At 66.0% G+C, this 17540-nt stretch carries 17 protein-coding genes; 7 read left to right on the top strand and 10 right to left on the bottom strand.

Annotated elements, in window-relative coordinates:
* Positions 1-47: 47 nt before the first annotated feature.
* From dut to ubiE, 4 genes are all read right to left on the bottom strand, one after another.
* On the bottom strand, positions 48-506 hold the full coding sequence (gene dut, locus BBTA_RS00395; RefSeq protein ID WP_011942608.1) for a dUTP diphosphatase: 459 nt from the start codon (positions 504-506) through the stop codon (positions 48-50).
* Positions 503-1930 carry a bifunctional phosphopantothenoylcysteine decarboxylase/phosphopantothenate--cysteine ligase CoaBC gene (gene coaBC, locus BBTA_RS00390; RefSeq protein ID WP_011942607.1) on the bottom strand — a complete coding sequence of 476 codons (1428 nt, stop codon included), beginning with the start codon at positions 1928-1930 and terminating at the stop codon, positions 503-505. Before coaBC ends, dut begins: the two co-directional genes overlap by 4 nt.
* 195 nt (positions 1931-2125) lie before the next feature.
* Complete coding sequence (gene ubiB / locus BBTA_RS00385; protein WP_011942606.1) at positions 2126-3700, bottom strand: 2-polyprenylphenol 6-hydroxylase; 1575 nt, start codon at positions 3698-3700, stop codon at positions 2126-2128.
* Positions 3697-4458, bottom strand: coding sequence for a bifunctional demethylmenaquinone methyltransferase/2-methoxy-6-polyprenyl-1,4-benzoquinol methylase UbiE (gene ubiE, locus BBTA_RS00380; RefSeq protein WP_011942605.1), 762 nt, complete (start codon positions 4456-4458; stop codon positions 3697-3699). The genes ubiB and ubiE overlap by 4 nt, the downstream gene beginning before the upstream one ends.
* Before the next feature lie 105 nt (positions 4459-4563).
* Between ubiE and mutM the strand changes: the two genes are divergently transcribed.
* Positions 4564-5445, top strand: a complete 882-nt coding sequence (mutM, locus tag BBTA_RS00375; protein WP_011942604.1) for a bifunctional DNA-formamidopyrimidine glycosylase/DNA-(apurinic or apyrimidinic site) lyase — start codon at positions 4564-4566, stop codon at positions 5443-5445.
* Between the two features lie 71 nt (positions 5446-5516).
* On the top strand, positions 5517-6026 hold the full coding sequence (locus BBTA_RS00370) for a Crp/Fnr family transcriptional regulator (protein ID WP_011942603.1): 510 nt from the start codon (positions 5517-5519) through the stop codon (positions 6024-6026).
* On the opposite strand, the gene BBTA_RS00365 is transcribed toward BBTA_RS00370, so the two are convergent.
* From BBTA_RS00365 to BBTA_RS00350, 4 genes are all read right to left on the bottom strand, one after another.
* Positions 6021-6767, bottom strand: coding sequence for an AAA family ATPase (locus BBTA_RS00365; protein WP_041751173.1), 747 nt, complete (start codon positions 6765-6767; stop codon positions 6021-6023). The genes BBTA_RS00370 and BBTA_RS00365 overlap by 6 nt on opposite strands.
* Before the next feature lie 362 nt (positions 6768-7129).
* Positions 7130-7933 carry a ParA family protein gene (locus BBTA_RS00360; RefSeq protein WP_011942601.1) on the bottom strand — a complete coding sequence of 268 codons (804 nt, stop codon included), beginning with the start codon at positions 7931-7933 and terminating at the stop codon, positions 7130-7132.
* Positions 7934-8361: 428 nt separating this feature from the next.
* Positions 8362-9147, bottom strand: a complete 786-nt coding sequence (locus tag BBTA_RS00355; protein WP_011942600.1) for a pentapeptide repeat-containing protein — start codon at positions 9145-9147, stop codon at positions 8362-8364.
* 29 nt (positions 9148-9176) lie between these two features.
* On the bottom strand, positions 9177-10556 hold the full coding sequence (locus BBTA_RS00350) for a serine protease (protein ID WP_011942599.1): 1380 nt from the start codon (positions 10554-10556) through the stop codon (positions 9177-9179).
* A gap of 141 nt (positions 10557-10697) precedes the next feature.
* Between BBTA_RS00350 and BBTA_RS00345 the strand changes: the two genes are divergently transcribed.
* The gene (locus BBTA_RS00345) at positions 10698-11501 is read left to right on the top strand and encodes a molybdopterin-synthase adenylyltransferase MoeB (RefSeq protein ID WP_011942598.1); all 804 of its coding nucleotides are present in this window, start codon (positions 10698-10700) and stop codon (positions 11499-11501) included.
* Positions 11502-11715: 214 nt separating this feature from the next.
* Here the strand turns inward: BBTA_RS00345 and BBTA_RS00340 are convergent, their stop codons facing one another.
* Positions 11716-12717 carry a D-glycerate dehydrogenase gene (locus BBTA_RS00340; RefSeq protein ID WP_011942597.1) on the bottom strand — a complete coding sequence of 334 codons (1002 nt, stop codon included), beginning with the start codon at positions 12715-12717 and terminating at the stop codon, positions 11716-11718.
* Between the two features lie 359 nt (positions 12718-13076).
* On the opposite strand from BBTA_RS00340, the gene BBTA_RS00335 reads away from it, so the two are divergent.
* Positions 13077-13604, top strand: coding sequence for an SH3 domain-containing protein (locus tag BBTA_RS00335; protein ID WP_041750239.1), 528 nt, complete (start codon positions 13077-13079; stop codon positions 13602-13604).
* Between the two features lie 123 nt (positions 13605-13727).
* Here BBTA_RS00335 and irrA read toward each other — a convergent pair whose 3' ends face one another.
* Positions 13728-14201 carry an iron response transcriptional regulator IrrA gene (gene irrA, locus BBTA_RS00330; RefSeq protein ID WP_083780749.1) on the bottom strand — a complete coding sequence of 158 codons (474 nt, stop codon included), beginning with the start codon at positions 14199-14201 and terminating at the stop codon, positions 13728-13730.
* Between the two features lie 459 nt (positions 14202-14660).
* On the opposite strand from irrA, the gene fabA reads away from it, so the two are divergent.
* The 3 genes from fabA to fabI all read left to right on the top strand — a co-directional run bounded on the left by fabA (position 14661) and on the right by fabI (position 17424).
* Positions 14661-15182 carry a 3-hydroxyacyl-[acyl-carrier-protein] dehydratase FabA gene (fabA, locus tag BBTA_RS00325; RefSeq protein ID WP_011942594.1) on the top strand — a complete coding sequence of 174 codons (522 nt, stop codon included), beginning with the start codon at positions 14661-14663 and terminating at the stop codon, positions 15180-15182.
* 76 nt (positions 15183-15258) lie between these two features.
* A complete protein-coding gene (fabB, locus tag BBTA_RS00320; RefSeq protein WP_041750237.1) occupies positions 15259-16482 on the top strand; it encodes a beta-ketoacyl-ACP synthase I in 1224 nt (407 codons plus the stop codon).
* 141 nt (positions 16483-16623) lie between these two features.
* Positions 16624-17424: an enoyl-ACP reductase FabI gene (gene fabI / locus BBTA_RS00315; RefSeq protein WP_011942591.1), complete on the top strand. Its 801-nt coding sequence runs from the start codon at positions 16624-16626 to the stop codon at positions 17422-17424.
* Positions 17425-17540: the final 116 nt, after the last annotated feature.

The raw sequence follows: 17540 nt of genomic DNA, 5'->3' as shown, positions 1-17540 counted from the left end.
CGTCTATCGATCGGCGCTTTCGAGTCCAAATGGTGGCGGTCCGTGTTTCAACGGCCCGTCGAACCGAAGCCTCCGCTGCCGCGCGCCGTCGCCGACAATGTCGTGGTGATCGAAAGCGCGGCGCGCGCGACCGCAGCGATCACCATCTGCGCGATGCGTTCGCCGCGGCGGATCGTAAACGGTTCCTTGCCGTGATTGATCAAGAGCACGCAGATCTCGCCGCGATAGTCCGCGTCGACCGTGCCGGGTGCATTCAGCACGGTGACGCCGTGCCGCGCCGCCAGGCCGGAGCGGGGCCGCACCTGCGCCTCATAGCCGTCCGGCAGCGCGAGCGACAAGCCGGTCGGAACCATCGCGTGACTGCCGGGGCCGAGCACCAGCGGCGCATCGGCGGCAACCGCGGCGAGCAGATCCATGCCGGCGGCATGCGCGGTCTGATAGGCCGGCAGCGGCAGGCCCTCGCCATGCGGCAGGATCTGAACGTCGATCGCAATCGTCTCGGTCACGCGGCGGGTCCTATCGTTCGGGCGATCTCGGCGACCAGAGTGGTCGCGACCTCGTCCTTGGTCATGATCGGCCAGGACGCGACATGGACGCCCTCGGTATCCTTCGTCAAGAGATGCACGGTGTTGCGGTCGCCGCCCATCACCCCGGTCGCGGGCGAGACGTCGTTGGCGACGATCCAGTCGCAGCCCTTGCGCGCGAATTTGGCCTTGGCGTTGTCGATCAGATGCTCGGTCTCTGCGGCGAAGCCGATCACCAGCCCCGGCCGCCTCTCCTTCAGCTTGGAGATGGTCGCGAGGATGTCTGGGTTCTCGACCAGCGTGAGCGGCGGGATCGCCGTGTCGGTCTTCTTCAGCTTCTGGCCGCCCTCATTGGCGACGCGCCAGTCGGCGACCGCCGCGGCGAAGATCGCGACATCGGCGGGCAGCTCGGCCTCGACCGCGTCGAGCATCTGCCGCGCCGACTCGACATGCGTGACCCGGACCCCCTTGGGATCGCTCAGCTCGACCGGACCGGCGATCAGCCGCACGTCGGCGCCGGCCGCCTGGGCGGCCGCGGCGATCGCGAAGCCTTGCTTGCCGGAGGAACGGTTGGCGATGTAGCGCACCGGGTCGATCGCCTCATGGGTCGGCCCGGCCGTGATCAGCACCCGGCGGCCGGCCAGCGGGCGCGGCGTCGGCGGCTTCAGCATCGCCACCACGGCGTCGGCGATCTCGGTGGGCTCGGCCATGCGGCCGACGCCAGCCTCGCCCTTCTCCGCCATCTCCCCGGCATTCGGCCCGATCATCTGGATGCCGTCGCGCTGCAGCGTGGCGGCGTTGCGGCGGGTTGCCGGGTTGCTCCACATCATCGGGTTCATCGCCGGCGCCAGCAGGATCGGCCGGCTTGCCGCGAGCAGCACGGCGCTCGCAAGGTCGGAGGCCAAGCCCTGCGCCATCTTGGCCATCAGGTCGGCGGTCGCGGGCGCCACCACGATCAGGTCGCAGTCGCGCGCCAGCCGGATGTGGCCGACATCGAACTCGCTGCGTGCGTCGAACAGGTCGGTGAAAACGCGCTCGCCCGACAGCGCTGATGCGGCCAGCTCGGTGACGAATTGCGTCGCCGCCTTGGTCAGCACGCAGCGGACCTGGATGTGGCGCTCCTTCAGCCGCCGGATCAGGTCGAGCGACTTGTACGCGGCGATGCCGCCGCCGATGATCAGGGTGACGCGGGCCTCGCGTGCGACGCCGGGCTGCGGCACCATCGGCTCGGGCGGGGGGGCCGGCGTGGGCGGCGCCGACGGCGGTTCGGACGGGTCTGCCGGCTCGATCAGCCCGCGCAGGATGACCCGGACTTCCTCCTCGACGGAGCGGCCATTCTGCGCCGAGCGCAGCCGCAGATAGGTCTTGAGCGTCTCGTCGAGCTTGCGGATGGTCAGGCTGGCCATGACCGCCTCCCCAGCATTGTTGTTATGAGAGCAATGCTAGCAAAACTTGCAGGCAGTGCAATCATATTTCGAGAAGCTGAGATGAGCTGTGGCCGAGCAGGCGGTCTGCTCCCTCTCCCCGTTCTTGCGGGGAGAGGGTCGGGGTGAGGGGCAGAGCTGCGCCGTGCTCGCGGTGAGAGCTGGGCTCTCAGGGCGTCACAGCCGGAGCACCGCGAACAGGATACCGATGAAGGTCAGCGCGATGACCCACAGCGCGATGGCGCGCCAGCGGCTCTTCTTGCCTTCGGTGCGGCCCATCGCGGCGATGGTCTCGGGCGACAGGCGCAGACCGTCGCGGGTCATGGTTTCCATGTGCTCGAGCACGGCGGCGGCGCGGGCGGCGAGCACCGGCAAGGTCGCGGTCAGCCGGGCGAGCTCGCCGATGCCGGTGACGGCGCCCTCGATGCGGCCGATGGGGCCGAGATTGCGCTCGATCCATTCGCGCACCACGGGATCGGCGATCTTCCAGATGTCGAGCTTGGGATCGAAGCCGCGCGCGACACCCTCGACCACCACCATGGTCTTCTGCAGCAGGATCAGTTCGGGCCGGGTGCGCATGTCGAACAGGCCGGTGACCTCGAGCAGCAGGGTCAGCAGCTTGGCCATCGAAATCTCTTCGGCCGTGCGGTTGTGGATCGGCTCGCCGATGGCGCGGATGGCCTGCGCGAAATTCTCCACCGAATGATGTGGCGGCACGTAGCCGGCCTCGAAATGCACCTCGGCGACGCGGCGATAGTCGCGGGTGATGAAGCCGAGCAGGATTTCGGCGAGGAAGCGCCGCTCCTTCATGCCGAGCCGGCCCATGATGCCGAAATCGACCGCGACCAGGCGTCCCTCCTTGTCGAGGAACAGATTGCCCGGATGCATGTCGGCATGGAAGAAGCCGTCGCGCAGCGCGTGGCGCAGGAAGCTCTGGATCACCTTGCGGCCGATATCGGGCAGGTCGACGTCGGCCTGGGCGAGGCGGGCGTGGTCGTTCAGCGCGATGCCGTCGATCCACTCCATGGTCAGGACGTTGTTGGCGGTGCGGTCCCAGTCGACGGTCGGCACGCGGAAGTCCGGATCGTCGCGCGTGTTCTCGGCCATCTCCGACAGCGCGGCGGCCTCAAGCCGCAGATCCATCTCCATCGCGACCGAGCGCGACATCGTGTTGATGACCTCGACGAGGCGCAGCCGGCGCGCTTCCGACGAATGCGCCTCGGCCTTCTCGGCGACGAAGAAGAAGTCCGAGAGGTCGCGGCGAAAACGCGCGGCCACGTTCGGCCGAAGCACCTTGACGGCGACGGCGTGGCGGATGCCGTCGCGCTCGACCTCGCCGCGATGCACCTGGGCGATCGAGGCGGCGGCTACGGGGGCGCTGAGCGAGACGAACACCTGGCTGATCGGCCGCTCCAGCGCGGTCGCGATGACGGCTTCGGCCTCGGCCTGCGGAAACGGCGGCAGCCGGTCCTGCAAGGATTCGAGATCGCGCGCCATGACGACGCCGACGACGTCGGGCCGGGTCGCCAGGAACTGGCCGAGCTTGAGATAGGCCGGCCCCATCCGCTCCAGCGCGCGCGACAGCCGTGGCCCGGACTTGGCGCCGGGACGTTCGACAAGACGCGCCAGCTTGAGCGCAAGTTGGCCGGGCGGCGGCGCCAGGCTCGGGTCGACGGCACCGAACACACCCTCGCGCGCGAACACGAAGGCGGCCCGGGCGAGCCGCGTGATATGGGTCAGTGCGGAGATCACAAACGCCAGCCGGAATGAAGCGCGACGATGCCGCCGGAGAGGGTCTGCCAGGAGACGCGCGAGAAGCCCGCCGCCGAGATCATCTCGGCGAAGGCATTGGGACGCGGAAACTGGCGGATCGATTCGACGAGATAGCGGTAGGACTCGGCATCGCCGGTGACGGCGCGGCCGAGCTGCGGGATCACGTTGAAGGAGAACAGGTCGTAGAGCTTGTCGAGCCCGGGCACTTCGACGGTGGAGAATTCCAGGCACAGAAAGCGGCCGCCATGCTTGAGCACGCGATAGGCCTCGGCGAGCGCCAGCTCGATCTGCGGCACGTTGCGAATGCCGAAGGCGATCGTATAGGCGTCGAAGGACCGGTCGGGAAAGGCGAGCTTCTCGGCATTGCCCTCGACGAACGAGACCTTGTCCTCGAGATATTGCTTCAGCGCGCGCTGGCGGCCGACCTCGAGCATGTCGCCATTGATGTCGCAGACGGTGGCATGGAAGCCTGCGCCAGCCTTCCTGGCGGCACGGAAGGAGATGTCGCCGGTGCCGCCCGCGACGTCGAGCAGCGCGAACGGCGCATCGCTCTTCGGCGGGTTCAGCGTGTTGATCATGATGTCCTTCCAGACGCGGTGCAGTCCTGCAGACATCAGGTCGTTCATCAGGTCATAGCGCTGTGCTACGCTGTGAAACACATCGTTCACCAGCGTCTGCTTCTCGCCCAGCGGCACGTCCCTGAAGCCGAAATGAGTGGTCTGGTCCGTCTGATCCATCACCCTTACTCCGATACGGCACCATAGCGCCGCTGCGGCCAAGGCGCTATCACGTCAGCTGGACAAGGTGAATGGTCGTGGACGCAAAAGGTGAAATGAACCGGCATGCCTGAGCTGCCCGAAGTCGAGACCGTCCGGCGCGGGCTGCAGCCGGTCATGGAGGGGGCCAAGATCGTCGCCGCCGAGGCGCGGCGCGGCGATCTGAGGTTTCCGTTCCAGCCCGATTTTGCGAAGCGCCTGCAGGGCCAGACCGTCAGGGGGCTGGGCCGCCGCGCCAAATATTTGCTGGCGGACCTCAGCTCAGGCGACGTGCTGCTGATGCATCTCGGCATGTCCGGATCGTTCCGGGTCATCAAGCAGGACGACGAGGAGACGCCGGGCGAGTTTCATTATCCGCGCGGCAAGGACAGCGTGCATGACCACGTCGTGTTTCACATGTCCTCGGGGGCCGACATCGTGTTCAACGATCCGCGCCGGTTCGGCTTCATGAAGATCATCGGCCGCGGCGAGATCGAGCGCGAGCCGCATCTGAAGGATCTCGGGCCGGAGCCGCTCGGAAATGAATTCGACGCCGCGATGCTGGCAACGGCTTGCGCCGGCAAGAAGACGAGCCTGAAGGCGGCGCTGCTCGACCAGCGCGTCGTCGCCGGGCTCGGCAACATCTATGTCTGCGAGGCGCTGTTCCGCGCGCATCTGTCGCCGCGGCGGCTGGCGGCGACGCTCGCCACCAGGAAGGGCGAGCCGACCGATCACGCCAGGCGGCTGGTCGAGGCGATCCACGCCGTGCTCAACGAGGCGATCCGCGCCGGCGGCTCATCGCTGCGTGATCACCGGCAGACGAGCGGCGAGCTCGGCTATTTCCAGCACTCGTTCCAGGTCTATGACCGCGAGGGCGAACCGTGCCGGACCGACGGCTGCGGCGGCGTGGTGAAGCGCTTCGTGCAGAACGGCCGCTCGACCTTCTGGTGTCCGAAGTGCCAGCGATGAGGTGACGGCTGGCGTGCCTGAACGGACCGCGGTGCGCTTGTAGGGGCAGGGGGCCGGCGTATACTGCTGCCATGGCTGTCAGCGCGCCCGCATTGAAGGCATTCCTGCTTGCCACGCCGTTCTTCGGCGGCCTGTCGGATTCGAGCCTCGATCTGCTGGTCGCGCGGCTGGTCGAGCGCCGGTTTGCGAGCGGAGATACTATCGTCGCTGAGGGCGAACCGGGACGCGCGATGTTCGTCGTGCACAGCGGGACGCTGGGCGTCAGCGAGCGCCTGGACACCGGCGGCGTCATCAGGATGTCGAGCCTCACGCCCGGCGACTTCTTCGGTGAGATGACCTTGCTGGAAATGCAGAACAGGTCGGCCACGGTGGTCGCGGAAACGCCGACCGTGCTGTACGAGCTCACAGCGCGAGAGCTCTATGCTTTCTACAAGGCCGACATCCACGCTTATGTGATCGTGATGCAGAATATCAATCGCGAGCTATGCCGCCGGCTGCGTCGTGCGGACGCGCGCATCAAGGCGCTGGAGATGCGGGAGGCGGGATCGCCGTCGGTCCGCGGTGACGCCGGCCTGCTATAGACCGGCGTCCCAGGATGAACTCGCCTCGTTCGCCGAGGTCGCGACGGGGTTGGTCCGCAGGGAATGCAGCTCGGTCCGTGGCGAGAGCCGCATACGCGACTCGTCACCTTCGATCAGTCGCGTCTCGACCCACTGCCACAGCAGCCGGATCTCGCTGGCCGATTTTCCACTGGCATGGAATTCGGTGACTCCCAATCCGGCAGCCAGCGCATCCTGATGATCGTTGCGCAAGGTGACCAGCGGTCTGGCGACGACATCGGCGAGATCGCGATCGTTGTGACACAGCGCGTTCGCCGCTTCGCTGGCGCGCGGGCCACGATGCGGCGCCTGGTTGAGCACAAAGGCGAACCGCCGGTGGCTGGCCCGGATGATCTTCACGGTGGGCGCCGATGCAATGATGTCCGCGATACAGGGGCGCGCCGGCACCAGGCACAGATCGGCCTGCTCGATCGCGGCGCGGGTCAGTTCATTGATGCCGCTCGACGTGTCGATGACGGCGAGCGTGACGCCGCCGCGCGCGAACGCATCGAGGCGGCGGCCGATATCAGCAGGCTGTTGAATGGGTTCGACGAGGGGTTCGGCCAGTCCGCGGCAGCTCTGCCAATACGACAAGGTGCCCTGCGGATCGGTCTCGATCAGGCGAACAATTTCGCCGGCCTGTTGTGCGGCCACGGCCAATCCCATTGCGAGCGTACTCTTGCCGCTGCCGCCCTTCTGCGTGGCCAATACGATCGTGCGCATCATGCGATCCCCCGCTGGTCCGCAAAAGCCGGTTGCAGACCCCCGCAACGGAAGCACCATTCGAACCGTCGGCAGGATTGCCGCTGATCGCTCGCCTGTGAGCGGATCGACTCGAATGGGATGGCTCGAATCGCAAGCTTTTACGTCCCGCAGCAACTATGACACTTGTGTGACGGATGTAAATGTCAGACGGCGGCAGGCCGCGCCACGCAAAGTTGATAGTTGTGTGACGTGGGTCGTATCATCCGATCGCGTTTGCGGATGAGGACGCGCAAAATATCCGGCCGCTCGTTTGGCGAGCGGCCGGATCAGCGGCGAATGATTTGCGTGTGCTTAGCGCGGCGTAGCGCCGGGAGCGCTGCCTACAGTCCGGCTTTCCAGTTGATGCCATTGTCGGCCCAGGTGGGATAGACCCGGGTCACCGGCAGCTTGGGTTCTTCGGCCGGCGGCGTCAGCAGGATCGGGAATTCGACCTCGGCGTGCTCGCTCGCCTCCTTCAACTCGCCTGCCTCATGCATGACGTGGTCGCCGGCGAGCTTGCCGGCGGTCCAGCGCCACAGGCTCTTGATCTCCTGCGCGGACTTGCCGCTCGGATCGAACTCGCTGACGCCGAGGCCGGCGGCGAGCGCATCCTGGTGGTCGTTGCGCATCATGATGAAGGGTTGCGCCAGCACCTCGGCAATGTCGCGCGGCGCGTCGGCATCGAGCGCCGTGGTCGCATCGGTGATGCGGTGGCCGCCGCGGATCGGGGCCTGGTTGAGCACGAAGGCGAACGGCTTGCGCCAGGCTCTGACGACGCTGAGCGTCGGCGCGGTGGCCTCGATGTCAGCGACGCTCGGGCGCGCAGGGATCAGGCAGAGATCGCAATAACGGATCGCCGCAGTGGTCGACGCAGTGATGCCCGCTCCGGTATCGATCACGCAGACAGTCACGCCGTCGCGGGCGAGCGCATCGAGGCGAGTCTCGATCATCTTCGCGTCATAAACGGCTTCGACGATCGGCTCGCCCGTCGTGCGGCGCGCCTGCCATTTCGACAGCGTGCCCTGGCGATCGGTCTCGATCACGCGCACTCTATGGCCGGCCTGCTGCGCAGCCACGGCCAGACCAATAGCCAGCGTGCTCTTGCCGCTGCCGCCCTTCTGCGTGGCCAAAACGATCGTGTACATCGGGAGACAGTCCTTCGGATGTTGACGGAACCAATGAGAACGCCAAAGCTGAGCGCATCGCGGAAACGCGGTGCAGAGCTATTCTCGCTCAGGACAGTCCCGGCCCGATCCGACGGAGAACGAGGGATCGCGGTGGTCCGAATCAGCACGCCGACAAAACTGTTCGAACTATTTCACGCGCGGCCTGGGCTTGCACAGACCGGTTGACTACGGCGGGAGCCGTTCCGAGTTGATAGCAAGGTGCTAGGAAGTCAGCGGCTGCGTGCCGCGGGCAAGGGTTCGGCATCGTCGAGTATCCTCCCGTGCAGTCGCGATCCTGCACGTCAGATCCTCGCCGGCCGCCGTCGGGCCCTTAATTTTTTCTAAAATGTCATGCTTAATTTTGCGTAAACGCCGCGGTCAACGCACCGCAGCGCAGCGGCGACGCGTCACGCCTCATCGGCGAAAACGTCGATGCCGAGACTGCGCAGCAGATGATGCTGCTGGCTCGCCGAGATCTGCAGGCCCGAGAAGCTCTTGATGTCCTGCAGGTCGAAACCCGTGAGGTCGGCACCGCGCAGGTCGGCTCCCGAGAGGTCGGCCAGACGCAAGGCCGCATGGCTGAGATCGCTGCCGCGCAGCGAGGCGTTGACCAGCGAGGTGCCCTGCAGCTCCGCGCCGGAGAGATCGCAGTCGAGAATCCGGAGCGAGGACAGGTCGGTTTCGCGCAGCACCGCATTGTCCATCCGGCAGCGCTCGAACGTGCCCGCCAGCCGCACCGGCTTCTTCGACCTGGTGCGCGCCGACGAAAAGGCAAAGGCCGGCTTCTCGAACATCACGCCGGACATCCGGCAATCGGAAAACGTGACGTCCCATAGCTCGCAGGCATTGAAGGTCGTGAGCATCAGGTCACAGTTGCGAAAGACCGCGCCGCGAAGGTCGCAGAAGCGGAACGTGCAGCCCTGGGCGCGTTCGGCGTCGAAGAAGCGGCATTCCTCGAACCGGGCGCCCGAGAAATTCACGTTCGCGAATTCGCAGCGGCTGAACCGGGTCGTCGTCCATCGTGACAGTGCGAGTCCACCGCCGACAAAGCGGGTGGAATCGGCGCTGCAGTTCATGAATTGCGCCGAGTCGGGCGTGTCGTCATCGAAGCTGAACTCCGAGAGGTCCGTGGCCGTCAGGCTGGCGTTGCGCTGCAAGGCGCGGCGCAGGGCGTCGTGGTCGTGCTCTGACATCGTCGCCGCTCCGCGCTTGGACGATGGCGCTATTTGCGCACGCAGATGACCCGCACAGTGGCGGCCTTGGCGTCGAGCGACGTGCCGTCAGGCGTAACCCCGTGCGCCTTCAGAAAGGCGCGCGTCGCCTCCGCGCTGACCATTACGGCCTGCGTCGCCGGGATCATGGCCGTGCCGGCGAGCAGGCCGGGCTTCAGCAGCGTGATGCCGGCGAAACGGCCGTCGCCATCCAATGCGGCGCCGCCGGAGAAGCCGAGGCCCGGCGCCGGCGCGAGCGCGGCATCGCCGCTGCCAACGCCGGCGAGTTGCGCCTTCACGGTGCTGATCGCAGCGCCGCCGCCCTGGCTCTGCGGATCGGCGATGCCGACGATGTCGATGGATGATCTGGCGCTGCCGCCCGACAGCGCCAGCGGTTTCAGGCCGCGCGCGCCGTAGATCCGCAGCAGCGCCAGCCCGCGTTCCTTGTCCTCGGCCACGCGCTCGGCATGGCCGAACCCCGGGATGGTGAGCGCCACGCAGCCATCGCTGACCTCGCGATCGGTGATGATGGCGCCGTCCTGGGTCGCGATGATTCCGGTGCCGTAGTCGACGCTCCGCCGCGGTGCCGGCGCAGCGGCTTGCGTCGCCGGGAACGGGGTGAAGGCGCTCGACATCGCGATCACGACCGGCTCGACGGTGTTCTCGGTGGCCTGGTCGTAGAGGATGGTCAGGATGCGGACCTCGTCGCCCTTGAAGGTGCCGCGGATGTAAAATTTCTTCAGGTTCTGCAGGCCGGAGAGCACGAAGAAGTCAGGCTTGACGACGCTGTAGTCGACGGTGCGGCCGGGCTCCTTCTTCTCGCGGTCGGCCAGCGCCGCACTGGTCGGGCTGGCCTCCTTGCGGCGTGACAGCACGACCTGCACGGTGCCGGTGGGCGAACTCCATTTCGAGCCGGTGCCGTCGCTGCTCTGCTGCGGCACCAGCCTGGTGGGAATGCCCAGGCGCGCGCCGCTGACCGGTTCGGTCACGAGCTTCCAGCCGACGCTCTCCTGCTTGCGGCGGGCGGTGTCGGCGAGCACGGCGCGCTCCTGCGGATTGAGCACGCCGGTCGGCTTGCCGCCCTTGAGCTTCTGATACTCCTTGATCGCATTGACCATGCGCTCGCTGACGTCGCCGGTGATGGCGCCGTTGTACTGGCCGACCCAGGCGAGATCGGATTGCAGCGCAAGCCGTTCGGCCTGTCCCATTGCATTGGCGGTGTCGGCCGGCGCCTGTACGCCGGGCCGGACCGGCTGGGTCGCGACGGGCTTGGGCTTGGCGCCCGGCAGCACGCCCTGCGCCGCCGGCGCGGGTGTCGCCTGTGCCAGGGCCGGTCCGCATGCGCTGATCGCGCTCGCGCAGATGAAGGTTGCCGTGGCCAGCCGTCTCATGACAAATCCCGCTGCTCTTGCCGCTGACATAAATAAGCACATCTGCTTGGTCGGTCACAATCCGGCGAGGGTTCAGTGTGGGGATCCGCGATCTCCATCACGGCCGACGGCGATGCGGCAGCAAAAGGACGTTGTGCAGAGATGCTGAGCGACGAGGAATTGGAGCGCTACGCCCGTCATATCGTGCTGCGCGATGTCGGGGGGCCCGGACAGGCGGCACTGAAGCGCGCGTCGGTGCTGGTGATCGGCGCCGGCGGACTCGGCGCGCCGGCCCTGATGTATCTCGCAGCTGCCGGTGTCGGCACCATCGGTATCGTCGATGACGACGTGGTGTCACTGTCGAACCTGCAGCGGCAGGTGATTCACACGACGCCCGATATCGGTCGGCCCAAGGTCGAGAGTGCCGCGGAACGCATCACCGCGCTGAACCCGCATGTCTCGGTCATCGCGCACCGGACCTGGCTCAACGCCGACAATGCGCTCGCGCTGATCGGCGGCTATGATCTCGTGCTCGACGGCTCCGACAATTTCGACACCCGCTATCTCGCCTCCGATGCCTGCTTCCTGGCCGAAAGGCCGCTGATATCAGGCGCGCTCGGCACCTTCGATGCCTCGCTGACGACGATCCGCGCGCATGAGCGCAACGAGAACGGCGAGTTCAATCCGACCTATCGCTGCCTGTTTCCGGAGCCGCCGCCGCCCGGCACGGTGCCGGCCTGCGCCGAGGCCGGCGTCATGGGCGCGCTGGCCGGCATGCTGGGCTCGATGATGGCGCTGGAGGCGATCCGCGAGATCGTCGGGTTCGGTGAGGGTCTCGTCGGCCGTCTCTTGATGCTCGATGCGCGCACCATGCGGTTCGAGACGCTGCGTTATAAGCGAGATCCGGCCAATCCGCTGAATGGCGATGGACCTGTCATCGCGGATCTGAGTGCCCATCGGAAGTAAGTGGCTGCTGAGCCGACAGGCGCGCACCTCACACTCCGCTGTCGTCCTCGACAAGCCCGCCGACGCAACGCGTCGTCGGGCGCTGATCTGGGGGACCCACTCCGTGCTTTCAATCAGGTGCTCGGAACGCGCCGCGCGTGCCTGTTCAGAGATCACGCGGCATGGGTTCCTGCGTTCGCAGGAACGACACCGATTGTGTGGCCGGCCAACGGGCCTACAGCATGCTCGGCAGCACGCGGTCCGGCGGGCGGTGGTTGTCGAGGAAGGTCTTGATGTTGATGATGACCTTCTCGCCCATTTCGACGCGGCCTTCGATGGTGGCCGAGCCCATATGCGGCAGCAAGGTCACCTTGCCGGATTTGGCGAGCCGCACCAGCCGCGGATTGACCGCCGGCTCGTGCTCGAACACGTCGAGGCCTGCACCCGCGATATCGCCGGCCTCGATCAGCCGCGTCATCGTCTCCTCGTCGATCACCTCGCCGCGCGCGGTGTTGACGATGTAAGCATCCTTGCGGATCAGCTTCAGCCGGCGCGCCGACAGCAGGTGGAACGTCGCCGGCGTGTGCGGGCAGTTCACCGAGATGATGTCCATCCGGGCCAGCATCTGGTCGAGGCTTTCCCAATAGGTGGCGCCGAGTTCGTCGGCGATGACGGGCGCGACAGGGCGGCGGTTGTGATAGTGGATCTGCAGGCCGAAGGCGCGGGCGCGCCGGGCGACCGCCTGGCCGATGCGGCCCATGCCGATGATGCCGAGCCTTTTTCCGCCGATGCGATGGCCGAGCATCCAGGTCGGCGACCAGCCTGCCCAGTTCTTGCCTTCGGTGAGGATCGAGGCGCCCTCGATCAGCCGGCGCGGCACGGCGAGGATCAGCGCCATGGTCATGTCGGCGGTGTCCTCGGTGAGGACCTTCGGCGTGTTGGTGACGGTGATGCCGCGCGCGACGGCCGCCGCGACGTCGATATTGTCGACGCCATTGCCGAAATTGGCGATCATCCGCAGCTTGCAATCGGGCTGATTCAGAATGTCAGCGCTGATGTGGTCGGTGACGGTCGGAACCAGCACCTCGGCGGTGCGCACCGCGTCGGCGAGCTGGTCCTGGCTCATCGGCTCGTCGTCGAGATTGAGCCGCGCGTCGAACAGCTCGCGCATGCGCGTCTCGACCGAGTCCGGCAGCTTGCGTGTCACGACGACGAGGGGCTTTTTCCTAGCTGACATGTGCTGCTCTCATGAGATCCTTCAGACCTCATTAACCGGGTTCGCCGAAACTACCGTCGTCGTCTGAGAACGGCGTTTCCCTGGACTGGTCGTGTCGGATCTCGCAGGTGGGCCGATCCGTCCCTGACAGGGTTTCGCGAGCGATTCTCAGGCGCTTCCTGGCCGCTTGTGTTCGGTCTTGTCTAGCAGAAGGCCGGGCCAAGACAAGAAGCCAACGGCAGGCCGGGACCTGCGCTGCGGCAAGCCCTCTCTGTGCACGAAGGGGGGCAGCCGAGCGGTTCGATGGGGATCGGGCGAGGGATTGCAGGCGACCAGATCGGCGCGCGGCGATCCTTGCGAGGGAGAGTGAGTTGAGTTCGATGGCGTTGGGGCGTTTCGGGATGGTCGCGGTGCTCATGCTCTGTCTGTTTGACGGGGCAGTCGGCAGCGGCGCTGCGGCAAAGGATGTGGCTCTCTCCACCAGCGGCCTGCCTGTGCCGCGTTATGTCAGTCTGAAATCGGATCATGTGAATGTCCGCGCGGGTCCGACCAAGGACAATGACGTGGCCTGGGTCTACACGCGGTCCGGCCTGCCGGTCGAAATCACCGCCGAATATGAGAACTGGCGGCGCGTGCGCGATTCAGAAGGCTCGGAAGGCTGGGTGTATCATTCCCTGCTGTCCGGCCGCCGCACGGCCGTCGTGACCATGAAGAACAAGGATGATCTGGCCGCGGTCTATGACAGCCCGAGCGCGTCCGGCGCGGTGACGGCACGACTGCAGGTCGGCGTCATCGCCCAGGTCAAGAAGTGCAGCAATGGCTGGTGCCGCGTGCTCGGCAACGGCTTCGACGGCTGGATCGAGCAGCAGCGGCTATGGGGCGTCTACGCCGACGAGCAGGTGAACTGACGCCCGCCACAGGCCGGTCCGGCGTGTTGCATGCCGCGTGACGCAATTCCGCTGCTGTGCAGACAACAAAATGCCCGCCATCAAGGCGGGCATAGCGAAACGCTGCGCTCCGGACCGGTCTGCTCAGCGCTTTTTGCGCAGCCGGACCACCATGTCGATCCGGGCGATCTCGTAGCCGTCCGGAGCCTCGGGCAGCTTCGACAGCGCGAGATGCTGATCCGGAATATCGACCAGCTCGTGGTTGTTCTCGAGGTAGAAATGGTGATGGGCGGTGACGTTGGTATCGAAATAGGTCTTGGTGCCGTCAACGCTGACCTGGCGCAGCAGTCCTGCGTCCGTCAGCTGGTTCAGCGTATTATAGACCGTGGCGAGCGAGACCGGCACCTTCGCCAGGGTCGCTTCCTCGTAAAGCATTTCGGCCGTCAGGTGCCGCGCACCCTTGCCGAACAGCAGCCAGCCCAGCGCCATGCGCTGGCGCGTCGGGCGTAGCCCGGCCGCCTGCAGCATCTCGTTGACGTCGTGCCACGGACAGCCGTTAAGAGCCGGCTGACGTCCGCTCCCAAGACCTTCCGGGGTACCCCGGTCATGGCCACTCATCGAGGCGTTGTTGCTCGCATCCACTTCAAGCACCACAGAATTCGCTCTCATCCACAACTGATATAGGGACGAAGTCGGTCAGATGCAAGCTTATCGCAACTGACCGATCTAGAACGCCCCTAAACTGCGTCTGGCGCCCGGCCCGGTTGCGGACCGGGATTCTGCAGCGATTTAGCGGGACACCCGCATTGACGCCGCAAACCCCTATGTTAGAGAGCGCCCGGACCCGATTTGCCTGCGCTGGCGAGCGTGACCGGCTCTGGTGGCCGCATTCGCGGATACATATGTCGGTCCGCCGGCCCGCTGATAGCGGTCATCTTCGTCTGGCGCGATGGCCCAGCCCTCGTCCCGATGCGATGGCTGAGCAGCCAGGGTGGCGCGAACGGGGCGACGCGCGGGAGGGATCCATGTCGCGCGGCACAATTTCCACCCAGGGATCGTTGAGAAGGGCCATCAAGCATGCCGGATCGGCGCAGCGTTTACGAATATGAGGATCTGCTCGCCTGCGGCCGAGGGGAATTGTTCGGCCCCGGCAATGCGCAGCTGCCGCTGCCGCCGATGCTGATGTTCGATCGCATTGTCGAGATCACCGAGACCGGCGGCGAGTTCGGCAAGGGCGTCGTGCGCGCCGAACTCGATGTCAAACCGGATCTCTGGTTCTTTGCCTGCCACTTCAAGAATGATCCGGTGATGCCTGGCTGTCTGGGCCTCGATGCGATGTGGCAGATGGTCGGCTTCTTCCTCGGCTGGAGCGGCGGCGAAGGCCGTGGCCGGGCACTTGGGCTCGGCGATCTGAAGTTCTCCGGCCAGGTCCTGCCGACCGCCCGCAAGGTCGTGTACAATGTCGACATCAAGCGCGTGATGCGCTCAAAGCTGGTGCTCGGCATCGCCGACGGGTGGCTTTCGATGGATGGCGAGATTATCTATCGCGCCAAGGACCTGAAGGTCGGCCTGTTCAAGCAGGGCGCCACGCCATCTTGAACCCGCGGGCTGCGATCACCGACAGTGCAGCAGGCGCGACTGCAACGAGACACATGAGCAAGGCGAGGCGGACATCATGAGGCGGGTTGTCATCACGGGCATGGGCATCGTCTCATCGATCGGCAACAACACCCAGGAGGTGCTGGCGAGCCTGTATGAGGCGAAGTCGGGCATCTCCCGTGCTGAGAAATATGCCGAACTCGGTTTCCGTTCGCAGGTGCAAGGTGCACCGACGCTGAATCCGGCCGATGTCGTCGACCGTCGCGCGATGCGCTTCCTCGGCGAGGGGGCGGCGTGGAATCACGTCGCGATGGAGCAGGCGATCCTGGATGCCGGGCTGGAGCCCAGCGACGTCTCCAACGTGCGCACCGGCATCATCATGGGCTCCGGCGGCCCGTCGACGCGCACGCAGGTCGAAGCCGCCGACATCACCCGCACCAAGGGACCGAAGCGGGTCGGCCCCTTTGCCGTGCCGAAATGCATGTCGTCGACGGCCTCCGCGACGCTTGCGACCTGGTTCAAGATCAAGGGCGTCAACTACTCGATCTCGTCGGCCTGCGCGACCTCCAATCATTGCATCGGCAACGCCTACGAGATGATCCAGTACGGCAAGCAGGACATGATGTTCGCCGGCGGCTGCGAGGAACTCGATTGGACGCTGTCGGTGCTGTTCGATGCGATGGGTGCGATGTCGTCGAAGCACAATGACACGCCCGCGACCGCATCGCGTCCCTATGACGTAACGCGCGACGGTTTCGTGATCGCCGGAGGAGCCGGTGTCCTCGTGCTCGAGGAGCTCGAGCACGCCAAGGCGCGCGGCGCCAAGATCTATGGCGAGATCGTCGGCTATGGCGCGACCTCCGACGGCTACGACATGGTCGCGCCGTCGGGCGAGGGCGCCGAGCGGTGCATGCAGATGGCGCTGTCCACGGTGCGCACCAAGGTCGACTACATCAATCCGCACGCGACCTCGACGCCGGCCGGTGACCCGCCGGAGATCGAGGCGATCCGCAAGGTGTTCGGATCCGGCGAGAAGTGCCCGCCGATCGCGGCGACCAAGGCGTTGACCGGTCACTCGCTCGGCGCCACCGGCGTGCATGAGGCGATCTATTCGCTCTTGATGATGAAGAACGGCTTCATCTGCGAGAGCGCGCACATCACCGAGCTCGATCCCATGTTCGCCGACATGCCGATCGTGCGCAAGCGCATCGACAACGCCAAGCTCGGCACCGTGTTGTCGAACTCGTTCGGCTTCGGCGGCACCAACGCGACGCTGGTCTTCAAGCACGTCGACGCCTAAAATTCCGATAGTCCTGTGTTCCTCGGCGTGAAGCCGGACAACAGCGCGAACGATTTCGCACCGATGTCCGGCTATCGGTGTATTTGAAGCCTGACGATCATCTTGGCTGGGCCGGTCCCGGCATGACGAAGGAGAGACATCATGCAGGGTCTAATGGCGGGCAAGCGCGGTCTGGTCATGGGCATCGCCAACGACCATTCGATCGCCTGGGGCATTGCCAAGACGCTGGCCGCGCATGGCGCCGAAATGGCCTTCACCTATCAGGGCGACGCCCTCGGCAAGCGCGTGCGCCCGCTGGCCGAGGAGCTCGGCGTCAAGCATGTGCTGTCCTGTGACGTGGAAGACATTGCCAGCGTCGACGGCGTCTTCGCGGCGCTGCGCGAGGCCTGGGGCGGGCTCGACTTCATCGTCCATGCCGTGGCCTTCTCCGACAAGAACGAGCTGAAGGGCCGCTATGCCGACACATCGCGCGAGAACTTCTCGCGCACGATGCTGATCTCCTGTTTTTCCTTCACCGAGATCGCCAAGCGCGCCGCCGAGCTGATGCCGGAGAGCGGCGGCAGCATGATCACGCTGACCTTCGACGGCTCCAACCGCGTGATGCCGAATTACAACGTCATGGGCGTGGCCAAGGCCGCGCTCGAAGCTTCGGTGCGCTATCTCGCCGCCGATTACGGTCGCCGCAGCATCCGCGTCAACGCGATCTCGGCAGGACCTGTGCGCACGCTGGCTGGCTCCGGCATCGGCGACGCCCGTTTCATGTTCGCGTTCCAGCAGAAGCATTCGCCGCTCGGCCGCGGCGTGACCCTGGAGGAGCTCGGCGGCTCCGCGCTTTATCTGCTCTCCGAGCTCTCGGGCGGCGTCACCGGCGAGATCCACTACGTGGATTCCGGCTACAACGTGATCTCGATGCCGCGCCCGGAGGATCTCAAGGGCGAGTAGTCGCCTCGCTCTGGCGGCATAGGCGGATCGTCGGCTGCGCGCCGCCATTTCGGCCTCGTTCAGCAGTCGTGTCTGGCGCTGGCGATGCCCAGTCGATATCACGGCGCGCAGCGCGT

It is taken from the genome of Bradyrhizobium sp. BTAi1 (assembly GCF_000015165.1).
Classification (GTDB): Bacteria; Pseudomonadota; Alphaproteobacteria; order Rhizobiales; family Xanthobacteraceae; genus Bradyrhizobium; species Bradyrhizobium denitrificans.
Note: the sequence above shows the minus strand (reverse complement) of the source record. Positions and strands in the feature narration are given on the sequence as shown.

Bases quoted from the DNA above. Each gene is read 5' to 3' on its own strand.
- BBTA_RS00370 (WP_011942603.1), top strand. From the start codon at position 5,517: ATGGCTGTCAGCGCGCCCGCATTGAAGGCATTCCTGCTTGCCACGCCG.
- BBTA_RS00335 (WP_041750239.1), top strand. From the start codon at position 13,077: ATGGCGTTGGGGCGTTTCGGGATGGTCGCGGTGCTCATGCTCTGTCTG.
- irrA (WP_083780749.1), bottom strand. From the start codon at position 14,201: ATGAGTGGCCATGACCGGGGTACCCCGGAAGGTCTTGGGAGCGGACGT.
- BBTA_RS00365 (WP_041751173.1), bottom strand. From the start codon at position 6,767: ATGCGCACGATCGTATTGGCCACGCAGAAGGGCGGCAGCGGCAAGAGT.
- BBTA_RS00360 (WP_011942601.1), bottom strand. From the start codon at position 7,933: ATGTACACGATCGTTTTGGCCACGCAGAAGGGCGGCAGCGGCAAGAGC.
- fabB (WP_041750237.1), top strand. From the start codon at position 15,259: ATGAGGCGGGTTGTCATCACGGGCATGGGCATCGTCTCATCGATCGGC.
- coaBC (WP_011942607.1), bottom strand. From the start codon at position 1,930: ATGGCCAGCCTGACCATCCGCAAGCTCGACGAGACGCTCAAGACCTAT.
- mutM (WP_011942604.1), top strand. From the start codon at position 4,564: ATGCCTGAGCTGCCCGAAGTCGAGACCGTCCGGCGCGGGCTGCAGCCG.
- BBTA_RS00340 (WP_011942597.1), bottom strand. From the start codon at position 12,717: ATGTCAGCTAGGAAAAAGCCCCTCGTCGTCGTGACACGCAAGCTGCCG.
- fabA (WP_011942594.1), top strand. From the start codon at position 14,661: ATGCCGGATCGGCGCAGCGTTTACGAATATGAGGATCTGCTCGCCTGC.
- BBTA_RS00345 (WP_011942598.1), top strand. From the start codon at position 10,698: ATGCTGAGCGACGAGGAATTGGAGCGCTACGCCCGTCATATCGTGCTG.
- fabI (WP_011942591.1), top strand. From the start codon at position 16,624: ATGCAGGGTCTAATGGCGGGCAAGCGCGGTCTGGTCATGGGCATCGCC.
- ubiE (WP_011942605.1), bottom strand. From the start codon at position 4,458: ATGGATCAGACGGACCAGACCACTCATTTCGGCTTCAGGGACGTGCCG.
- BBTA_RS00355 (WP_011942600.1), bottom strand. From the start codon at position 9,147: ATGTCAGAGCACGACCACGACGCCCTGCGCCGCGCCTTGCAGCGCAAC.
- BBTA_RS00350 (WP_011942599.1), bottom strand. From the start codon at position 10,556: ATGAGACGGCTGGCCACGGCAACCTTCATCTGCGCGAGCGCGATCAGC.